Source organism: Citrobacter sp. LUTT5 (assembly GCF_009905315.1).
In the GTDB taxonomy this organism is placed as follows: Bacteria; Pseudomonadota; Gammaproteobacteria; order Enterobacterales; family Enterobacteriaceae; genus Citrobacter; species Citrobacter freundii.
In genome coordinates this window covers 3,288,563-3,304,212 of record NZ_CP047606.1, presented here as the reverse complement: position 1 = coordinate 3,304,212, position 15,650 = coordinate 3,288,563, and the positions used below count along the sequence as shown (strand labels likewise).

Sequence of the window (15,650 nt, the reverse complement as noted above, 5' to 3'; positions counted from 1 at the left end):
ATGAACACCATGACACTCACGCCGGGCCATCTGAGTTTTATCCAGCTACGTGAAATCTGGCAGCAGCCGGTCAAACTGAGTCTGGATGCCGGGGCGATCGATGCTATTAACGCCAGCGTCGCCTGCGTCAATAATATTGTCGCTGAAGGCCGTACGGCGTATGGCATTAATACCGGCTTTGGCCTGCTGGCCCAGACCCGTATCGCCACGGAAGATTTGCAGAATTTGCAGCGTTCGCTGGTGCTTTCCCATGCGGCAGGTGTCGGTGAGGCGCTGGACGACGCGATGGTGCGTCTGATTATGGTGCTGAAAATCAACAGCCTGGCGCGCGGTTTTTCCGGTATTCGCCTGAGCGTGATTGAAGCGCTGATTGCGCTGGTTAATGCCGAGGTGTATCCGCTGATCCCGGCGAAAGGCTCCGTGGGGGCATCGGGTGACCTGGCGCCGCTGGCGCATATGTCTTTGACGCTGTTGGGAGAAGGGAAGGCGCGCTGGCAGGGGGAATGGCTCCCGGCGACCGAAGCGCTGAAAAAGGCCGGGCTGGAGCCGATAACGCTGGAGGCAAAAGAAGGGCTGGCGTTGCTCAACGGTACCCAGGCTTCGACGGCCTTTGCGCTGCGTGGGCTAATTGAAGCTCAGGAACTGTTTGCGTCTGCAACGGTGTGCGGGGCGCTGACCACCGAAGCCGTGCTGGGTTCCCGTCGTCCGTTTGATGCCCGTATTCACGCCGCGCGAGGGCAGCGTGGGCAGATTGATGCCGCAACGCTGTATCGTCACGTATTGACCGACACCAGCGCGCTTTCGCAGTCGCATCATAACTGTGAGAAAGTGCAGGATCCGTATTCTCTGCGCTGTCAGCCACAGGTGATGGGGGCATGTCTGACGCAAATGCGCCAGGTGATGGATGTTCTGCTGGTGGAAGCCAATGCGGTTTCCGACAACCCGCTGGTATTTGCCGAAGAGGGGGATGTCATTTCTGGCGGCAACTTCCATGCTGAACCGGTGGCGATGGCAGCAGATAATCTGGCGCTGGCGATTGCGGAAATCGGCTCGTTATCGGAGCGACGCATTGCGTTAATGATGGATAAACACATGTCGCAACTGCCGCCGTTTTTGGTGAAAAACGGTGGGGTGAACTCCGGCTTTATGATTGCTCAAGTCACGGCTGCCGCGCTGGCGAGTGAGAACAAAGCGCTGGCGCATCCGCATAGCGTAGACAGTTTACCGACGTCCGCCAACCAGGAAGATCACGTATCTATGGCTCCGGCGGCGGGGCGCAGACTGTGGGAGATGGCAGCAAATACGCGCGGCGTGATTGCCGTAGAGTGGCTGGCGGCGTGTCAGGGGATTGACCTGCGCGAAGGGTTAACCTCAAGCCCGCTGCTGGAGCAGGCGCGCCAGGCTTTACGCGAGCAGGTTGCTCATTACACGCAGGATCGCTTTTTCGCCCCGGATATCGAGTGCGCGACCGAACTGTTAGCGCAAGGAACGTTGCTGAAATTGCTGCCTGAATTTCTGTAGAAAATTGCCTGATGACGACGCTGACGCGTCTTATCAGGCTTACGGTCTGCTTTGTAGGCCGGATGAGGCTAAGCCGACATCCGGCACAACAGAACTTAGCTAAATATTGCGGTAACAGAAGCGCTGGCGAGCGAGTGGAAATGGACGTTAAATCCAACCATCGCGCCGCTGGCGTCCTCATCGACATCAATACGCTCCACATCCAGTGCGTGAACCGTAAAGATATAGCGGTGGTTTTCCCCCTTCGGCGGCGCAGCGCCACCATAACCGGCTTTACCAAAATCCGTGCGTGTTTGCAGCACGCCTTCCGGCAACGCAACCAGCCCCGAGCCGTAACCTTGTGGTAAAACCCGGGTACCTGCAGGCAGGTTAACCACCACCCAGTGCCACCAGCCGGAGCCGGTTGGCGCATCAGGATCGTAACAGGTCACGACAAAGCTTTTAGTCCCGGCGGGCACATCATCCCATGCCAGATGCGGGGAAATATTATCCCCGTCATATCCCATGCCGTTAAAGACGTGGCGATGAGGAAGCTTTTCGCCATCGCGCAGATCGTTACTGATTAGTTTCATGCTGACTCCTCTCGTTAGCCAAAAAGTGTAGCCAGAAACCGTAGAGCTTACCGCCGATTAATCGCTAAAAAATGTTGCATTGCGCACAGCCTCGTTGACGGCCTGCGTCAGGCTGCGCAGTTGTTCGGGCTTGATGATGTACGGCGGCATCAGATAAATGAGCTTACCAAACGGTCTTACCCACACGCCCTGTTCGACAAAGAACTTCTGTAACGCGGCCATATTCACCGGATGCGTGGTTTCTATCACGCCGATGGCACCAAGTACGCGCACGTCGGCGACCCAACGGGAATCTGCCGCCGGGGCGAGTTCTTCACGCAACTGCGCTTCAATGGCCGCGACCTGCGAGCGCCATTCGCCGGTTTCGAGCAGCGACAGGCTGGCAGAGGCGACGACGCAGGCCAGTGGATTACCCATGAAAGTCGGGCCGTGCATAAAACATCCGGCTTCACCGTTACTGATGGTTTCCGCAACCAGGCGCGTGGTTAGGGTGGCGGAAAGGGTCATCGTTCCGCCGGTTAACGCTTTTCCAAGGCACAAAATGTCCGGAGTGATATCGGCATGCTCACAGGCAAACAGCTTGCCCGTGCGACCAAATCCGGTGGCGATTTCATCGGCAATCAGCAAAATGCCTTCCCGGTCACACATCTTACGGATGCGCTTTAACCACTCAGGATGGTACATGCGCATGCCGCCAGCGCCTTGCACAATCGGTTCAAGGATCACTGCCGCAATTTCGTGGCGATGTGCGGCCATCAGACGGGCAAAAGGCACCATATCCAGTTCGTCCCATTCGCCGCCCATCCGACTTTGCGGAGCGGGTGCAAACAGGTTATCAGGCAGATAACCCTTCCACAGACTGTGCATCGAGTTGTCAGGATCGCAGACCGACATCGCGCCGAAAGTATCGCCGTGATAACCGTTACGAAATGTCAGGAAACGCTGACGGGATGCACCTTTGGCCTGCCAGTATTGCAGCGCCATTTTCATCGCGACTTCCACGGCGACCGAACCAGAATCCGCGAGAAAAACGCACTCCAGCGCCTCGGGCGTCATCGCCACCAACTGGCGACACAGCGCAATAGCCGGGGCATGGGTAATGCCGCCAAACATCACGTGCGACATGGCATCAATCTGCGTTTTCATCGCGGCATTCAGCTGCGGGTGATTGTAACCGTGGATTGCCGCCCACCAGGATGACATGCCGTCAATCAGCTTCTCACCGCTGGCTAATATCAGTTCACAACCTTCGGCACGCGTCACCGGATAAACCGGCAGCGGGGAGGTCATGGAGGTGTAAGGGTGCCAGATATGGCGTTGGTCAAACGCAAGATCGTCCGTTGTCATAATCGACTTGTAAACCAAATTAAAAAGATTTAGGTTTACGAGTCTACACCAAACTAACAACGAAACGTATACCAATATGGCTCATTCTTCTCGCTGGACAATGTCGCAAGTCACCGAATTATTTGAAAAACCGCTGCTGGATCTGTTGTTTGAAGCGCAGCAGGTTCATCGTCAGCATTTCGATCCGCGGCAGGTACAAGTTAGTACGCTGCTGTCGATAAAGACCGGTGCTTGCCCGGAAGACTGCAAATACTGCCCGCAAAGTTCCCGCTATAAAACCGGACTGGAAACGGAACGTTTGATGGAAGTTGAACAGGTTCTGGACTCTGCACGTAAGGCGAAACAAGCCGGTTCAACGCGGTTTTGCATGGGCGCGGCGTGGAAGAACCCTCACGAACGCGATATGCCGTACCTGGAACAAATGGTTCAGGGTGTGAAAGAACTGGGGCTGGAAGCCTGTATGACGCTGGGCACGCTGGACGAATCTCAGGCCCAGCGCCTGGCCAATGCGGGTCTGGACTACTACAACCACAACCTCGACACCTCGCCGGAATTTTACGGCAATATCATTACCACCCGTTCGTATCAGGAGCGCCTGGATACGCTGGATAAAGTGCGTGAGGCGGGCATTAAAGTTTGCTCCGGCGGGATTGTGGGGCTGGGTGAAACGGTGACCGACCGCGCGGGTCTGCTGCTGCAATTAGCGAATCTGCCGACGCCGCCGGAAAGCGTGCCGATCAACATGCTGGTGAAAGTGAAGGGCACGCCGCTTGCCGATAACGACGACGTAGATGCTTTTGATTTTATTCGTACTATCGCCGTCGCGCGCATCATGATGCCGACCTCATACGTACGTCTTTCTGCCGGGCGCGAGCAGATGAACGAACAAACCCAGGCAATGTGCTTTATGGCCGGGGCCAACTCGATTTTCTACGGCTGCAAACTGCTGACCACGCCGAACCCGAACGAAGATAAAGATTTATTGTTGTTCCGTAAGCTGGGTCTTAACCCGCAGCAAACGGCGGTACTGGCGGGTGATAACGAACAGCAACAACGTCTGGAGCAGGCGCTGCGTACCCCGGATACCGACGATTACTACAACGCGGCAACCGTATGACCTGGCAGCAAAAAATCGACGATGCGCTAACGGCGCGTCGTCGTGCTGATGCGTGGCGTCGGCGCTATGCAGTGACACAGGGTGCTGGTCGCTTGTTACAGGCTGGCGGTCGTCAGTATCTGAATTTCTCCAGCAACGACTATCTCGGCTTAAGCCACCATCCGCAAATTATCTGCGCGTGGCAGCAGGGCGCTGAGCGTTTTGGCGTCGGCAGTGGCGGCTCGGGCCATGTCAGCGGTTATTCCGTTGCGCATCAGGCGCTGGAAGAAGAGCTGGCGCAGTGGCTCGGCTATTCCCGGGCGCTGTTGTTCATCTCCGGTTTTGCCGCTAATCAGGCAGTGATAGCCGCATTGATGGAAAAAGACGATCGCATTGTCGCCGACAGGCTTAGCCATGCCTCGCTGTTGGAGGCCGCCAGCCTTAGCCCTGCTGTTTTACGTCGCTTTACCCATAACGATCCGCAACACCTGGAGCGTCTGCTGACTTCCCCCTGTCCGGGGCAGCAGCTGGTGGTCACTGAAGGCGTATTCAGCATGGATGGCGATAGTGCGCCGCTGGCAGAAATCCACGCGGTGGCGAAACGGCAGGGCGCGTGGCTGCTGGTGGATGATGCGCATGGGATTGGCGTAAGCGGTGAGGAAGGGCGCGGTTCGTGCTCTCGACAACAGGTGAAACCTGAGCTGCTCGTAGTGACGTTTGGCAAAGGGTTTGGCGTCAGCGGTGCGGCGATCCTGTGTTCTGATAGCGTGGCCGACTATCTGTTGCAGTTTGCCCGCCATCTGATCTACAGCACCAGTATGCCTCCGGCGCAGGCGCAAGCCTTACGCGCCGCGCTGGCGGTGATCCGCAGCCGTGAAGGCGATGAACGCAGGGAAAAGTTAGCGATGCTGATCCAGCGTTTTCGCGCTGGAGTGAATACTACGGATTTGACGCTGGCGCATTCAGATAGCGCTATTCAACCGCTGATCGTTGGCGACAATCATAAAGCCCTGCAACTGGCACAGACGTTACGGCAACAGGGATGCTGGGTAACGGCAATTCGCCCACCAACGGTGCCAACCGGTACGGCCAGATTACGGCTGACTTTGACCCAGGCGCATGAGGTGCAGGATATCGATCGTCTACTGGAGGTGTTGCATGGTGCAGGTCAATAAACAGGCGATTGCCGCCGCGTTTGGCCGCGCTGCCACCTACTATGAGCAACACGCAGAGCTGCAACGTCAGAGTGCCGATGCGTTACTGGCACAACTCGATGGCCGGGCGTTCTCACGGGTTTTGGACGCGGGCTGTGGGCCTGGGCGTATGAGTCGCTACTGGCGGGAGCAGGGGAGCGAGGTCTGCGCGCTGGATCTGTCGGCGCAAATGCTGGCTGAAGCGCAGCGGCACGATGTTGCCCATCACTATCTGCTGGCGGATATCGAAGCCATTCCGCAGGCCGCTGCCACTTTCGACCTGGCCTGGAGCAATCTGGCCGTGCAGTGGTGCAGCGACCTACGCGGTGCGTTAAGCGAGCTATACCGGGTGGTGCGTCCTGGCGGAACGGTGGCGTTTAGTACCCTGGCGCAAGGTTCGATGCCGGAACTTCGTCAGGCGTGGCGAACAGTTGATGACCGGGAGCATGCCAACCGTTTTTTGCCCGTGGAGCAACTGGAAAACGCGCTGTGCGGCTGGGACGTTGAATACCAGTCTCATGCCGTCACGCTGTGGTTTGACGATGCGCTGAGCGCCATGCGCTCGTTGAAGGGTATTGGCGCGACGCATTTGCATGATGGACGCGAGCAGCGTGTGCTGACCCGCTCGCAACTGCGTCAGCTACAGCTCGCCTGGCCCTGTCAGCAGGGGAAATATCCGCTGACCTATCATCTTTTTTTGGGAGTGATTCAACGTGACTAACACGTATTTTGTCACCGGGACGGACACTGAAGTAGGTAAAACTATCGCCAGCTGTGCGTTGCTTCAGGCGGCGGGACAGTTGGGATTGCGAACCGTCGGCTATAAGCCGGTGGCGTCAGGCAGTGAAATGACGGATGAAGGTCTGCGAAACAGCGATGCGCTGGCTCTACAGCGCAACAGCGTTGTAGCAGTGGATTATGCAGCCATCAATCCGTATACCTTCGCGGAACCTACCTCACCGCATATCATCAGTGCTGACGAAGGGCGCCCCATTCAGGCCTCCGTGATGTCTGCGGGCTTACGCTTGCTTGAAGAACAGGCTGACTGGGTATTGGTGGAAGGTGCAGGCGGATGGTTTACGCCGCTTTCGCCAACGCTGAGTTTTTCTGACTGGGTAAAAGAGGAACAACTGCCGGTGATTCTGGTGGTTGGCGTTAAGCTCGGTTGTATCAATCATGCCATTTTGACCGCCCAGGCGGTGCAGCAGGCTGGGCTGACGCTCGCCGGATGGGTTGCCAATGATGTGACGCCCCCCGGCAAGCGTCATGCTGAATATATGGCGACGCTAAAGCGTGCGCTTGCGGCTCCGCTGCTGGGGGAAATTCCCTGGCTGGCAGAAGAGCCGGAGCAAGCATCGACAGGTCGTTATATCGATCTTAGCGTTTTGTCTCTGGCATCCACCAGTCGTTGATTAGCGGGTCGCTGAATTGTGTTATTTGCCCTTGAGCCACGTTGCGGCCACGATGTAACAAGCAATAGCAGTCGGCGACCCGACGAATGAACGGCAGGCTCTGCTCCGCGAGCATAATGGTGATGCCAAGCTCCTGGCTTAGCCTCACAATCAGATTCCCCAGTTTGTGGATATACGCCTGGCCTGTTCCTCGTGTGGGCTCATCGAGGATCAGCAGACGCGGGCGAGTGACCAACGCGCTGGCGAGTGCAAGCTGGTGCTGATTTTCCTCCGACAATGCCACCCCTTTGGCCTGACGCAGTACAAACAGCTGTGGAAACAGGCGGTAAATATCGCTGCTGTTCATTGCTTCGCTTTCCTCAACCGCCTGGCGCGCAATGTGCAGATTTTCCTCTACCGTCAACTGCGAAAAAATTCGCCGCTCCTGTGATACACAGTTAATACCTAGTGCAATGCGCTTTGCCGCCGGAATCTGAAGCAGATCGCAAGGTGGTGCGCCAGCCTGATGCCAGAACATGGTTCCGCTCTCAATCGGTAAATTGCCGATGATGCAATTGGCAAGCGTAGTCTTTCCCATCCCTGGAAGACCCAGCACGGCGGTACATTTACCGGGCAACAGGTCGAGATCGACATTCCAAAGCGAGTGTTGATTACCGTAATAGTGATTCACTGCACGAAGACTCAACATAGATTTCTCCCTCATGATCATATCCGCCTCGCGGACTGGTGGTCGGGAGAAAACTGCAAATCTCTTGCCAGAAGCGGAATTGGGCAAAAATACAGCAGGATGGCGTGCAGCGCTGGCGGTAAATTCTTACTGACCGCATTCCTGACATTGTTTTGTGCACATTGGCAGTGCCTGGTGGTGTCGTGATGGTGCAGGCAGGAAAATGATGAAAATGCGAGCAAGATCTCGGCCATCCGAGGTCGCTTCGTTAGCTGATAAATATCAAAAAATAGCGATAATTTTTTTTTATCCCACCAGAAAAGACCATCAGGACGTTTTTGCCAGGCTACAGTCCATACGGGCTGGAGGCAGTTATCCACTATTCCTGTGGATAACCTTGTGTATTAGGGTTAGAAAACACAATGTAAGCGAGAGAAGACGCGGCCTGCGACTAAATTGATGCGAAAGACGGCTCGAGATAATAATCATTAGATTACAGGATGTTAGATAAATGCAATGGCTGTCGCAGAAGTGTCATGCGTTGCCACAAAACTTTCATCGAGTAGCTTGACAAATGTTAAAAAAGTCATTGGTTTGGGGATAACACATTTTTGCTGGTGTTTTATCTTGCCTGCGGACAAATTTTAGCCTGTAGCCACGGCCATTTTGCTGGGGTAACAGAAATATTCTGGCGCGTTACTGTTTTTTCATCCAGTATATTTTACTGGCAAAATATACTGCTGCGAGTAAAATTACACACCTGCCCGCCCATTGCTTCAGGTAGCTGCTCATGAGTAAACCGTTCAAACTAAATTCCGCTTTTAAACCCTCTGGCGATCAGCCTGAGGCGATTCGTCGCCTGGAAGAAGGTCTGGAGGATGGTCTGGCGCATCAGACGCTACTGGGGGTGACGGGGTCGGGGAAAACATTCACCATCGCTAACGTGATTGCGGACTTGCAGCGTCCTACCATGGTGCTGGCCCCCAATAAGACACTTGCTGCTCAGCTGTACGGTGAGATGAAAGAGTTCTTCCCGGATAATGCGGTGGAGTATTTCGTCTCTTACTACGACTATTATCAGCCGGAAGCCTACGTACCCAGTTCTGACACCTTCATCGAGAAAGATGCTTCGGTCAACGAACATATTGAGCAGATGCGCCTGTCGGCAACCAAAGCGCTGCTGGAACGTCGCGATGTCGTTGTCGTGGCGTCGGTTTCCGCGATTTATGGTCTGGGTGACCCGGATCTGTACCTGAAAATGATGCTGCACCTGACGGTGGGGATGATTATCGACCAGCGTGCGATCCTGCGTCGTCTGGCGGAGCTGCAATATACCCGCAACGATCAGGCATTCCAGCGCGGGACCTTCCGCGTGCGCGGTGAAGTGATCGACATTTTCCCGGCAGAATCCGATGACATCGCGCTGCGCGTGGAACTGTTTGATGAAGAGGTCGAACGTTTATCGCTGTTTGACCCGCTGACCGGACAGGTCGAATCCACAATTTCGCGCTACACCATCTATCCTAAAACGCACTACGTGACGCCGCGAGAACGTATCGTGCAGGCGATGGAAGAAATCAAAGTTGAGCTGGCAGAGCGGCGTAAAGTCCTGTTGGCAAATAACAAACTGCTGGAAGAACAGCGCTTAAGTCAGCGTACCCAGTTCGATTTGGAAATGATGAATGAGCTGGGTTACTGCTCGGGGATTGAAAACTACTCCCGCTATCTGTCCGGGCGCGGCCCTGGCGAGCCGCCGCCGACGCTGTTTGATTACCTGCCTGCCGATGGCCTGCTGGTGGTGGATGAATCCCACGTGACTATCCCGCAAATTGGCGGCATGTATCGCGGTGATCGGGCGCGTAAAGAAACCCTGGTCGAATACGGATTCCGTCTGCCGTCGGCGCTGGATAACCGTCCGCTCAAATTTGAAGAGTTCGAGGCGCTGGCTCCGCAAACTATCTACGTTTCGGCGACGCCGGGCAACTATGAGCTGGAGAAATCCGGTGATGAAGTGGTCGATCAGGTGGTACGACCGACCGGCCTGCTGGATCCGGTCATTGAGGTGCGTCCGGTGGCGACGCAGGTTGACGATCTGCTGTCGGAGATCCGCACCCGTGCGGCAATTAACGAACGTGTGCTGGTCACCACGCTGACCAAACGGATGGCAGAAGACCTCACAGAATACCTCGAAGAACATGGCGAGCGGGTGCGTTATCTGCACTCTGACATCGATACTGTGGAACGCATGGAAATCATTCGTGACCTGCGTCTGGGCGAGTTTGACGTGCTGGTGGGTATCAACCTGTTACGTGAAGGTCTGGACATGCCTGAGGTCTCCCTGGTGGCGATTCTGGACGCAGACAAAGAAGGGTTCCTGCGTTCTGAACGTTCGCTTATCCAGACCATCGGTCGTGCGGCGCGAAACATCAACGGTAAGGCTATTCTTTACGGCGATAAAATTACCGCCTCAATGGCTAAAGCGATTGGTGAAACCGAACGTCGTCGTGAGAAGCAGCAACTCTACAACGAAGAGCACGGTATTACGCCGCAGGGCCTGAATAAGAAAGTGGTCGATATTCTGGCGCTGGGTCAGAATATTGCGAAGACCAAGGCGAAAGGCAAAGGGAAGTCACGTGCAGGCGCGAAGTCTGAAGTTGTTGAACTGGATATGACGCCAAAAGCGCTGCAGCAGAAGATTCACGAGCTGGAAGGGCAGATGATGCAGCATGCGCAGAATCTTGAATTTGAAGAGGCAGCGACGATCCGCGACCAGTTGCATCAACTGCGCGAGTTGTTTATCGCAGCATCGTAAGAGTGTGCCGGATGCGGGGTAAACCCCTTATCCGGCCTACGGCAAAGATCGCGTTCGTAGGTCGGATGCCGGAGCAGAGCGTTTTGTAGGCCTGATAAGCGCCGCGCATCAGGCAAATCCGTTTAGCCTAGCGCCTGCACCGCTTTCTCCAGCGCACTATGCAATAGCTGGCGGTCATGGCGGTATGGAATATCGCTGGCTTCCAGCACTTCCTGAATTACAACGCGGTCGGTAACGGCGGAAGCATCCACTTTCGGCCCCACAACCACCGCATCAATCACTTTCTTCCCGACGTACTGTTCAATAATGGCCAGCTTATCGCTAAGCGTCAGGCTGGCTGCTGGCAGGCTTAATTCGCGCCCAAGATTGCCTATATAGACCATCGGAGCCGGTGTGCGACGTAATGCCTGTGACATTTCATCGAGTAACAGAATCGGCATCAGGCTGGTGTAAAAACTGCCAGGTCCTATCAGAATCAAATCCGCTTCGGCGATAGCCTCAACCGCCTCCCGCGTGGTGGGGACTTTTGGCGACAGCATCAGTTCCTGAGGCGGGACGGTGAGCTGATCGATATTGACTTCGCCATAAACTTCATGTCCCTGATCGTCGATAGCCATCAAATCCACCGGCAGCTCCGACATCGGAATTAAATGCGCATCGACCTTCAACAGGCTTCGAATTAAATTGATGGCTTCCAGAGGCCGCACGCTCAGGTGATCGAGCGCTTTTAACATCAGATTTCCGAGGTTATGCCCGGAAAGTTCGCCATTCCCGCCAAAACGATACTCAAACATGGCTGATGCAACGCTGGGTTGGGTTATTAACTGGTTCAGACAGTTACGCATGTCTCCCCAGGCTATCCCTCCTTCAGAGCGACGAATACGACCTGTCGACCCGCCGTTATCCGTGGTGGTGACGATACCCGTCAGGCGTGAGCCTAGAGAGGAAAGTGAGGAGAGAACGCGTCCTAATCCATGCCCTCCGCCGAGAGCGACAACGCGGTCCAGATCTGCCAGCGTGCGAGTGCGCATATATTTTCCTGATATCAATTGATCGGCGTTACAGTAACGTAAATAGCGTGTTTTCAGCAATTATCCAGTCGGCATCTGCCGTAATTTTTTTCTGCGGTCTACTCCTTTCTGGCGAGATCCACCTGATGGCAAGATGATGTATATCAATGCAAAACTGTGATTTTTGCTTATTCTGTAGCGAAATTGCACGATCATGTCGTTATGTATGTATTTATATAGCGAAAGTGTACATGGCAAAAGCGTCATTTACACGCTAGTATCGGCATAACCACTAAGTACTCTTAATAATTTGAGTTGCCGGAAGCCAACGCATCTGCAACACGAAGTATGACGAGTATAAACACTCTAGCCTCTGCACCTGGGTCAAATGATACGGTGCTTTGGCCGTGACAAGACTTGAAAAAGTTTGTCACCAGGGCGCAGGAAGAAATGACTACGTCTCCCGTATTTGGAAAGGTGTACATGGGCTCTCAACTTACCGATGCTTTCGCACGTAAGTTTTACTACTTACGTTTGTCGATTACCGATGTGTGTAACTTTCGTTGCACCTACTGCCTGCCGGATGGCTATAAGCCCGGTGGGGTCACCAATAACGGCTTTCTGACCGTTGATGAAATTCGCCGTGTCACGCGCGCGTTCGCCAGTCTGGGAACGGAAAAAGTGCGTCTGACAGGGGGCGAACCTTCACTGCGTCGCGACTTTACTGACATTATCGCCGCCGTGCGCGAAAACGACGCCATCCGTCAGATTGCGGTAACCACCAATGGTTATCGTCTGGCTCGCGATGCTGCTGCCTGGCGCGATGCCGGACTGACCGCGCTCAACGTCAGCGTCGACAGCCTGGATGCCCGTCAGTTTCATGCCATTACCGGGCAGGACAAGTTTCAACAGGTGATGGCAGGCATTGACGCCGCCTTTGATGCGGGTTTTGAAAAAGTGAAAGTCAACACCGTGCTGATGCGCGACGTAAACCATCATCAACTGGACACCTTCCTTGCGTGGATCCAACCTCGGCCAATCCAACTGCGTTTTATTGAACTGATGGAAACGGGCGAGGGCAGCTCTCTCTTCCGTAAACACCATATCTCCGGACAGGTACTTCGCGATGAGCTGCTGCGTCGCGGCTGGATCCACCAGATCCGACAGCGCAGCGACGGCCCGGCTCAGGTTTTCTGTCATCCTGATTATGTTGGTGAAATTGGTCTGATCATGCCTTATGAGAAAGACTTCTGCGCCACCTGTAATCGTCTGCGCGTTTCCTCTGTTGGCAAGCTTCATCTGTGTTTATTTGGTGAAGGCGGCGTAAGCCTGCGTGATTTGCTGGAAGATGACGCTCAGCAGCCGGCGCTGGAAGAACGTATTTCAGCCGCGCTGCTGGAGAAAAAGCAGACCCATTTCCTGCATCAGAACAATACCGGTATTACGCAAAACTTATCTTACATTGGCGGCTGATCGCTAAAAGGAGTTTTTCATGAGTCAGGTAAGCGCTGAATTTATCCCGACACGCATTGCTATTCTTACTGTTTCCAACCGTCGCGGCGAAGAAGATGACACCTCCGGCCATTATCTGCGTGACTCGGCGCAAGAAGCGGGTCATCAGATTGTCGATAAGGCGATTGTCAAAGAAAACCGTTACGCCATCCGCGCCCAGGTTTCTGCCTGGATTGCCAGTGATGATGTACAGGTAGTGCTCATTACCGGCGGTACCGGGTTAACCGAAGGGGACCAGGCGCCGGAAGCGCTGCAACCGCTGTTTGACAGAGAAGTTGAAGGGTTTGGCGAAGTCTTCCGTATGCTGTCGTTTGAAGAGATTGGCACCGCGACGCTGCAATCCCGCGCGATTGCCGGAGTGGCCAATAAAACGCTGATTTTCGCCATGCCGGGTTCGACCAAAGCGTGTCGTACCGCCTGGGAAAATATCATTGCGCCGCAGCTTGATGCCCGTACGCGTCCGTGTAATTTCCACCCACATTTGAAGAAATAAGTATGTCGCAACTGACTCATATTAACGCCGCTGGCGAAGCGCATATGGTGGATGTCTCCGCCAAAGCGGAAACTGTACGCGAGGCGCGTGCTGAAGCATTCGTGACTATGCGTAGCGAAACTCTGGCGATGATTATCGATGGCAGCCACCATAAAGGTGATGTATTCGCCACGGCGCGTATTGCGGGTATTCAGGCCGCCAAACGTACCTGGGATCTTATCCCGCTGTGCCATCCGCTGATGCTGAGTAAGGTGGAAGTCAATCTTCACGCTGAACCGGAGCACAACCGCGTACGGATTGAAACGCTGTGTCGCCTGACCGGTAAAACCGGCGTTGAAATGGAAGCGTTAACGGCGGCCTCCGTGGCGGCGTTGACCATCTACGATATGTGCAAAGCGGTGCAAAAGGATATGGTGATTGGTCCGGTGCGTCTGCTGGCAAAAAGCGGCGGCAAGTCCGGAGATTTTAAGGTAGATGCGCATGATTAAGGTTCTCTTCTTTGCTCAGGTACGCGAACTGGTAAACACCGATGCGTTAGAGGTTGCCGCCGAGTTTGCAACGGTAGAAGCGCTGCGCAAGCATCTTGCGGCAAAAAGCGATCGCTGGGCGTTGGCGCTGGAAGACGGCAAGCTGCTGGCGGCGGTAAATCAGACGTTGGTCAGTTTTGATCATCCTCTTAACGCGGGTGATGAAGTCGCTTTCTTCCCGCCCGTAACCGGAGGCTAAAATGACTGAAACGCGAATTGTTGTTGGCCCTGCGCCGTTTCGCGTCGGGGATGAGTATCCCTGGCTGGCAGAGCGTGATGAAGACGGCGCGGTAGTCACTTTCACCGGTAAAGTGCGCAATCACAATCTCGGTGACAGCGTTAAGGCGTTAACGCTGGAACACTATCCGGGAATGACCGAAAAAGCGCTGGCGGAGATTGTCGACGAAGCGCGTTTGCGCTGGCCGCTGGGTCGGGTGACGGTTATTCATCGCATTGGCGAACTGTGGCCGGGTGACGAAATCGTGTTTGTTGGCGTGACCAGTGCGCATCGCAGCAGCGCGTTTGATGCCGGGCAGTTCATTATGGATTACCTGAAAACCCGCGCGCCGTTCTGGAAACGCGAGGCCACGCCGGAAGGTGAGCGCTGGGTTGATGCCCGCGACAGCGATAAGCTAGCAGCAAAACGCTGGTAGAGTACAATTGTTGTAGGCTCATACTGATTCAGGAGATTGTCATGGACCGATTCCCACGATCCGATTCTATTGTACAGGCCCGTTCCGGCCTGCAAACGTATATGGCGCAGGTGTACGGCTGGATGACCTGCGGACTGTTGCTGACGGCGTTTATCGCCTGGTATGCGGCAAATACGCCCGCGGTGATGATGTTTGTCTTCTCCAGCAAAATCACCTTCTTTGGCCTGATCATCGCTCAACTGGCGCTGGTGTTCGTCCTGTCCGGCATGGTGCAAAGGCTGAGCGCGGGTATGGCGACCACGCTGTTTATGCTCTACTCGGCATTAACCGGGCTGACGCTATCAAGCATTTTTATCGTCTATACCTACTCGTCTATCGCCAGCACCTTTGTGGTTACCGGAGGGATGTTCGGGATCATGAGTTTGTATGGCTACACCACCAAACGTGATCTGAGCGGCTTCGGCAATATGCTGTTTATGGCGCTGATCGGTATTGTACTGGCCTCACTGGTTAACTTTTGGCTGAAGAGCGAAGCGCTGATGTGGGCGGTGACCTATATCGGGGTGATTGTGTTTGTTGGTCTGACCGCCTATGACACGCAGAAGTTGAAAAATATCGGTGAGCAGATTGACCTGCGCGACAGCTCCAATCTGCGTAAATACGCGATTCTTGGGGCCTTAACGCTGTATCTGGACTTCATCAACCTGTTCCTGATGCTGCTGCGTATTTTCGGTAATCGTCGTTAATTCTCTGTTGCCGGATGGCGCTTCGCTTATCCGGCCTACCGCTTGGTATCGAAAGTAGGCCGGATAAGGCGTTACGCCGCAGCCGGCAC

The 15,650-nt window shown here is 54.7% G+C and carries 17 protein-coding genes and 1 riboswitch; of the genes, 12 read left to right on the top strand and 5 right to left on the bottom strand.

The genetic code is table 11. The annotated features are described in order from the left end of the window. The gene (gene hutH / locus GUC46_RS16000) at window positions 1–1,521 is read left to right on the top strand and encodes a histidine ammonia-lyase (protein ID WP_003837068.1); all 1,521 of its coding nucleotides are present in this window, start codon (window positions 1–3) and stop codon (window positions 1,519–1,521) included. Between the two features lie 95 nt (window positions 1,522–1,616). Here hutH and GUC46_RS15995 read toward each other — a convergent pair whose 3' ends face one another. Both GUC46_RS15995 and bioA read right to left on the bottom strand, forming a co-directional pair. Further along, window positions 1,617–2,093: a kinase inhibitor gene (locus GUC46_RS15995; RefSeq protein WP_106107497.1), complete on the bottom strand. Its 477-nt coding sequence runs from the start codon at window positions 2,091–2,093 to the stop codon at window positions 1,617–1,619. Between the two features lie 57 nt (window positions 2,094–2,150). Continuing rightward, the gene (bioA, locus tag GUC46_RS15990) at window positions 2,151–3,440 is read right to left on the bottom strand and encodes an adenosylmethionine--8-amino-7-oxononanoate transaminase (protein WP_130714857.1); all 1,290 of its coding nucleotides are present in this window, start codon (window positions 3,438–3,440) and stop codon (window positions 2,151–2,153) included. Between the two features lie 76 nt (window positions 3,441–3,516). Here bioA and bioB point away from each other — a divergent pair, with 76 nt between their 5' ends. From bioB to bioD, 4 genes are read left to right on the top strand one after another with little or no spacing between them, the layout of a single operon-like run. Further along, window positions 3,517–4,557, top strand: coding sequence for a biotin synthase BioB (gene bioB / locus GUC46_RS15985; RefSeq protein WP_003837062.1), 1,041 nt, complete (start codon window positions 3,517–3,519; stop codon window positions 4,555–4,557). Next, window positions 4,554–5,711: an 8-amino-7-oxononanoate synthase gene (gene bioF, locus GUC46_RS15980; protein ID WP_121539857.1), complete on the top strand. Its 1,158-nt coding sequence runs from the start codon at window positions 4,554–4,556 to the stop codon at window positions 5,709–5,711. Before bioB ends, bioF begins: the two co-directional genes overlap by 4 nt. Beyond that, window positions 5,695–6,450 (top strand): malonyl-ACP O-methyltransferase BioC, encoded by a 756-nt coding sequence (gene bioC, locus GUC46_RS15975; RefSeq protein WP_003845390.1) that lies wholly within the window; start codon window positions 5,695–5,697, stop codon window positions 6,448–6,450. The genes bioF and bioC overlap by 17 nt, the downstream gene beginning before the upstream one ends. After that, window positions 6,443–7,141, top strand: a complete 699-nt coding sequence (gene bioD, locus GUC46_RS15970) for a dethiobiotin synthase (protein WP_032948884.1) — start codon at window positions 6,443–6,445, stop codon at window positions 7,139–7,141. The genes bioC and bioD overlap by 8 nt, the downstream gene beginning before the upstream one ends. On the opposite strand, the gene GUC46_RS15965 is transcribed toward bioD, so the two are convergent. Then, window positions 7,107–7,829 carry an ABC transporter ATP-binding protein gene (locus GUC46_RS15965; RefSeq protein WP_130714856.1) on the bottom strand — a complete coding sequence of 241 codons (723 nt, stop codon included), beginning with the start codon at window positions 7,827–7,829 and terminating at the stop codon, window positions 7,107–7,109. The two genes, bioD and GUC46_RS15965, sit on opposite strands and share 35 nt — an antisense overlap. A 17-nt stretch (window positions 7,830–7,846) precedes the next feature. After that, on the bottom strand, window positions 7,847–8,188 hold the full coding sequence (locus tag GUC46_RS15960) for a hypothetical protein (RefSeq protein ID WP_160180488.1): 342 nt from the start codon (window positions 8,186–8,188) through the stop codon (window positions 7,847–7,849). A 410-nt stretch (window positions 8,189–8,598) separates the two neighbouring features. On the opposite strand from GUC46_RS15960, the gene uvrB reads away from it, so the two are divergent. Next, entirely contained in the window at window positions 8,599–10,620 is a 2,022-nt protein-coding gene (gene uvrB, locus GUC46_RS15955; RefSeq protein ID WP_003837055.1) for an excinuclease ABC subunit UvrB, read from the top strand. Between the two features lie 122 nt (window positions 10,621–10,742). Here uvrB and yvcK read toward each other — a convergent pair whose 3' ends face one another. Beyond that, window positions 10,743–11,651, bottom strand: coding sequence for a uridine diphosphate-N-acetylglucosamine-binding protein YvcK (gene yvcK, locus GUC46_RS15950; protein WP_160180486.1), 909 nt, complete (start codon window positions 11,649–11,651; stop codon window positions 10,743–10,745). 329 nt (window positions 11,652–11,980) lie between these two features. Beyond that, window positions 11,981–12,126, top strand: a riboswitch (molybdenum cofactor riboswitch). On the opposite strand from yvcK, the gene moaA reads away from it, so the two are divergent. The 6 genes from moaA (at window position 12,114) to GUC46_RS15920 (ending at window position 15,561) form a co-directional block, all read left to right on the top strand. Next, entirely contained in the window at window positions 12,114–13,103 is a 990-nt protein-coding gene (gene moaA / locus GUC46_RS15945) for a GTP 3',8-cyclase MoaA (protein WP_032934386.1), read from the top strand. (Overlaps the previous riboswitch by 13 nt.) Before the next feature lie 19 nt (window positions 13,104–13,122). After that, a complete protein-coding gene (gene moaB, locus GUC46_RS15940) occupies window positions 13,123–13,635 on the top strand; it encodes a molybdenum cofactor biosynthesis protein B (protein ID WP_003035187.1) in 513 nt (170 codons plus the stop codon). 2 nt (window positions 13,636–13,637) lie between these two features. After that, a complete protein-coding gene (gene moaC / locus GUC46_RS15935; RefSeq protein ID WP_003035188.1) occupies window positions 13,638–14,123 on the top strand; it encodes a cyclic pyranopterin monophosphate synthase MoaC in 486 nt (161 codons plus the stop codon). After that, complete coding sequence (gene moaD, locus GUC46_RS15930; RefSeq protein WP_032948888.1) at window positions 14,116–14,361, top strand: molybdopterin synthase sulfur carrier subunit; 246 nt, start codon at window positions 14,116–14,118, stop codon at window positions 14,359–14,361. Before moaC ends, moaD begins: the two co-directional genes overlap by 8 nt. 1 nt (window position 14,362) lies before the next feature. Then, entirely contained in the window at window positions 14,363–14,815 is a 453-nt protein-coding gene (moaE, locus tag GUC46_RS15925) for a molybdopterin synthase catalytic subunit MoaE (RefSeq protein WP_032938561.1), read from the top strand. A gap of 41 nt (window positions 14,816–14,856) precedes the next feature. After that, window positions 14,857–15,561, top strand: coding sequence for a Bax inhibitor-1/YccA family protein (locus GUC46_RS15920; RefSeq protein WP_003831536.1), 705 nt, complete (start codon window positions 14,857–14,859; stop codon window positions 15,559–15,561). Window positions 15,562–15,650: the final 89 nt, after the last annotated feature.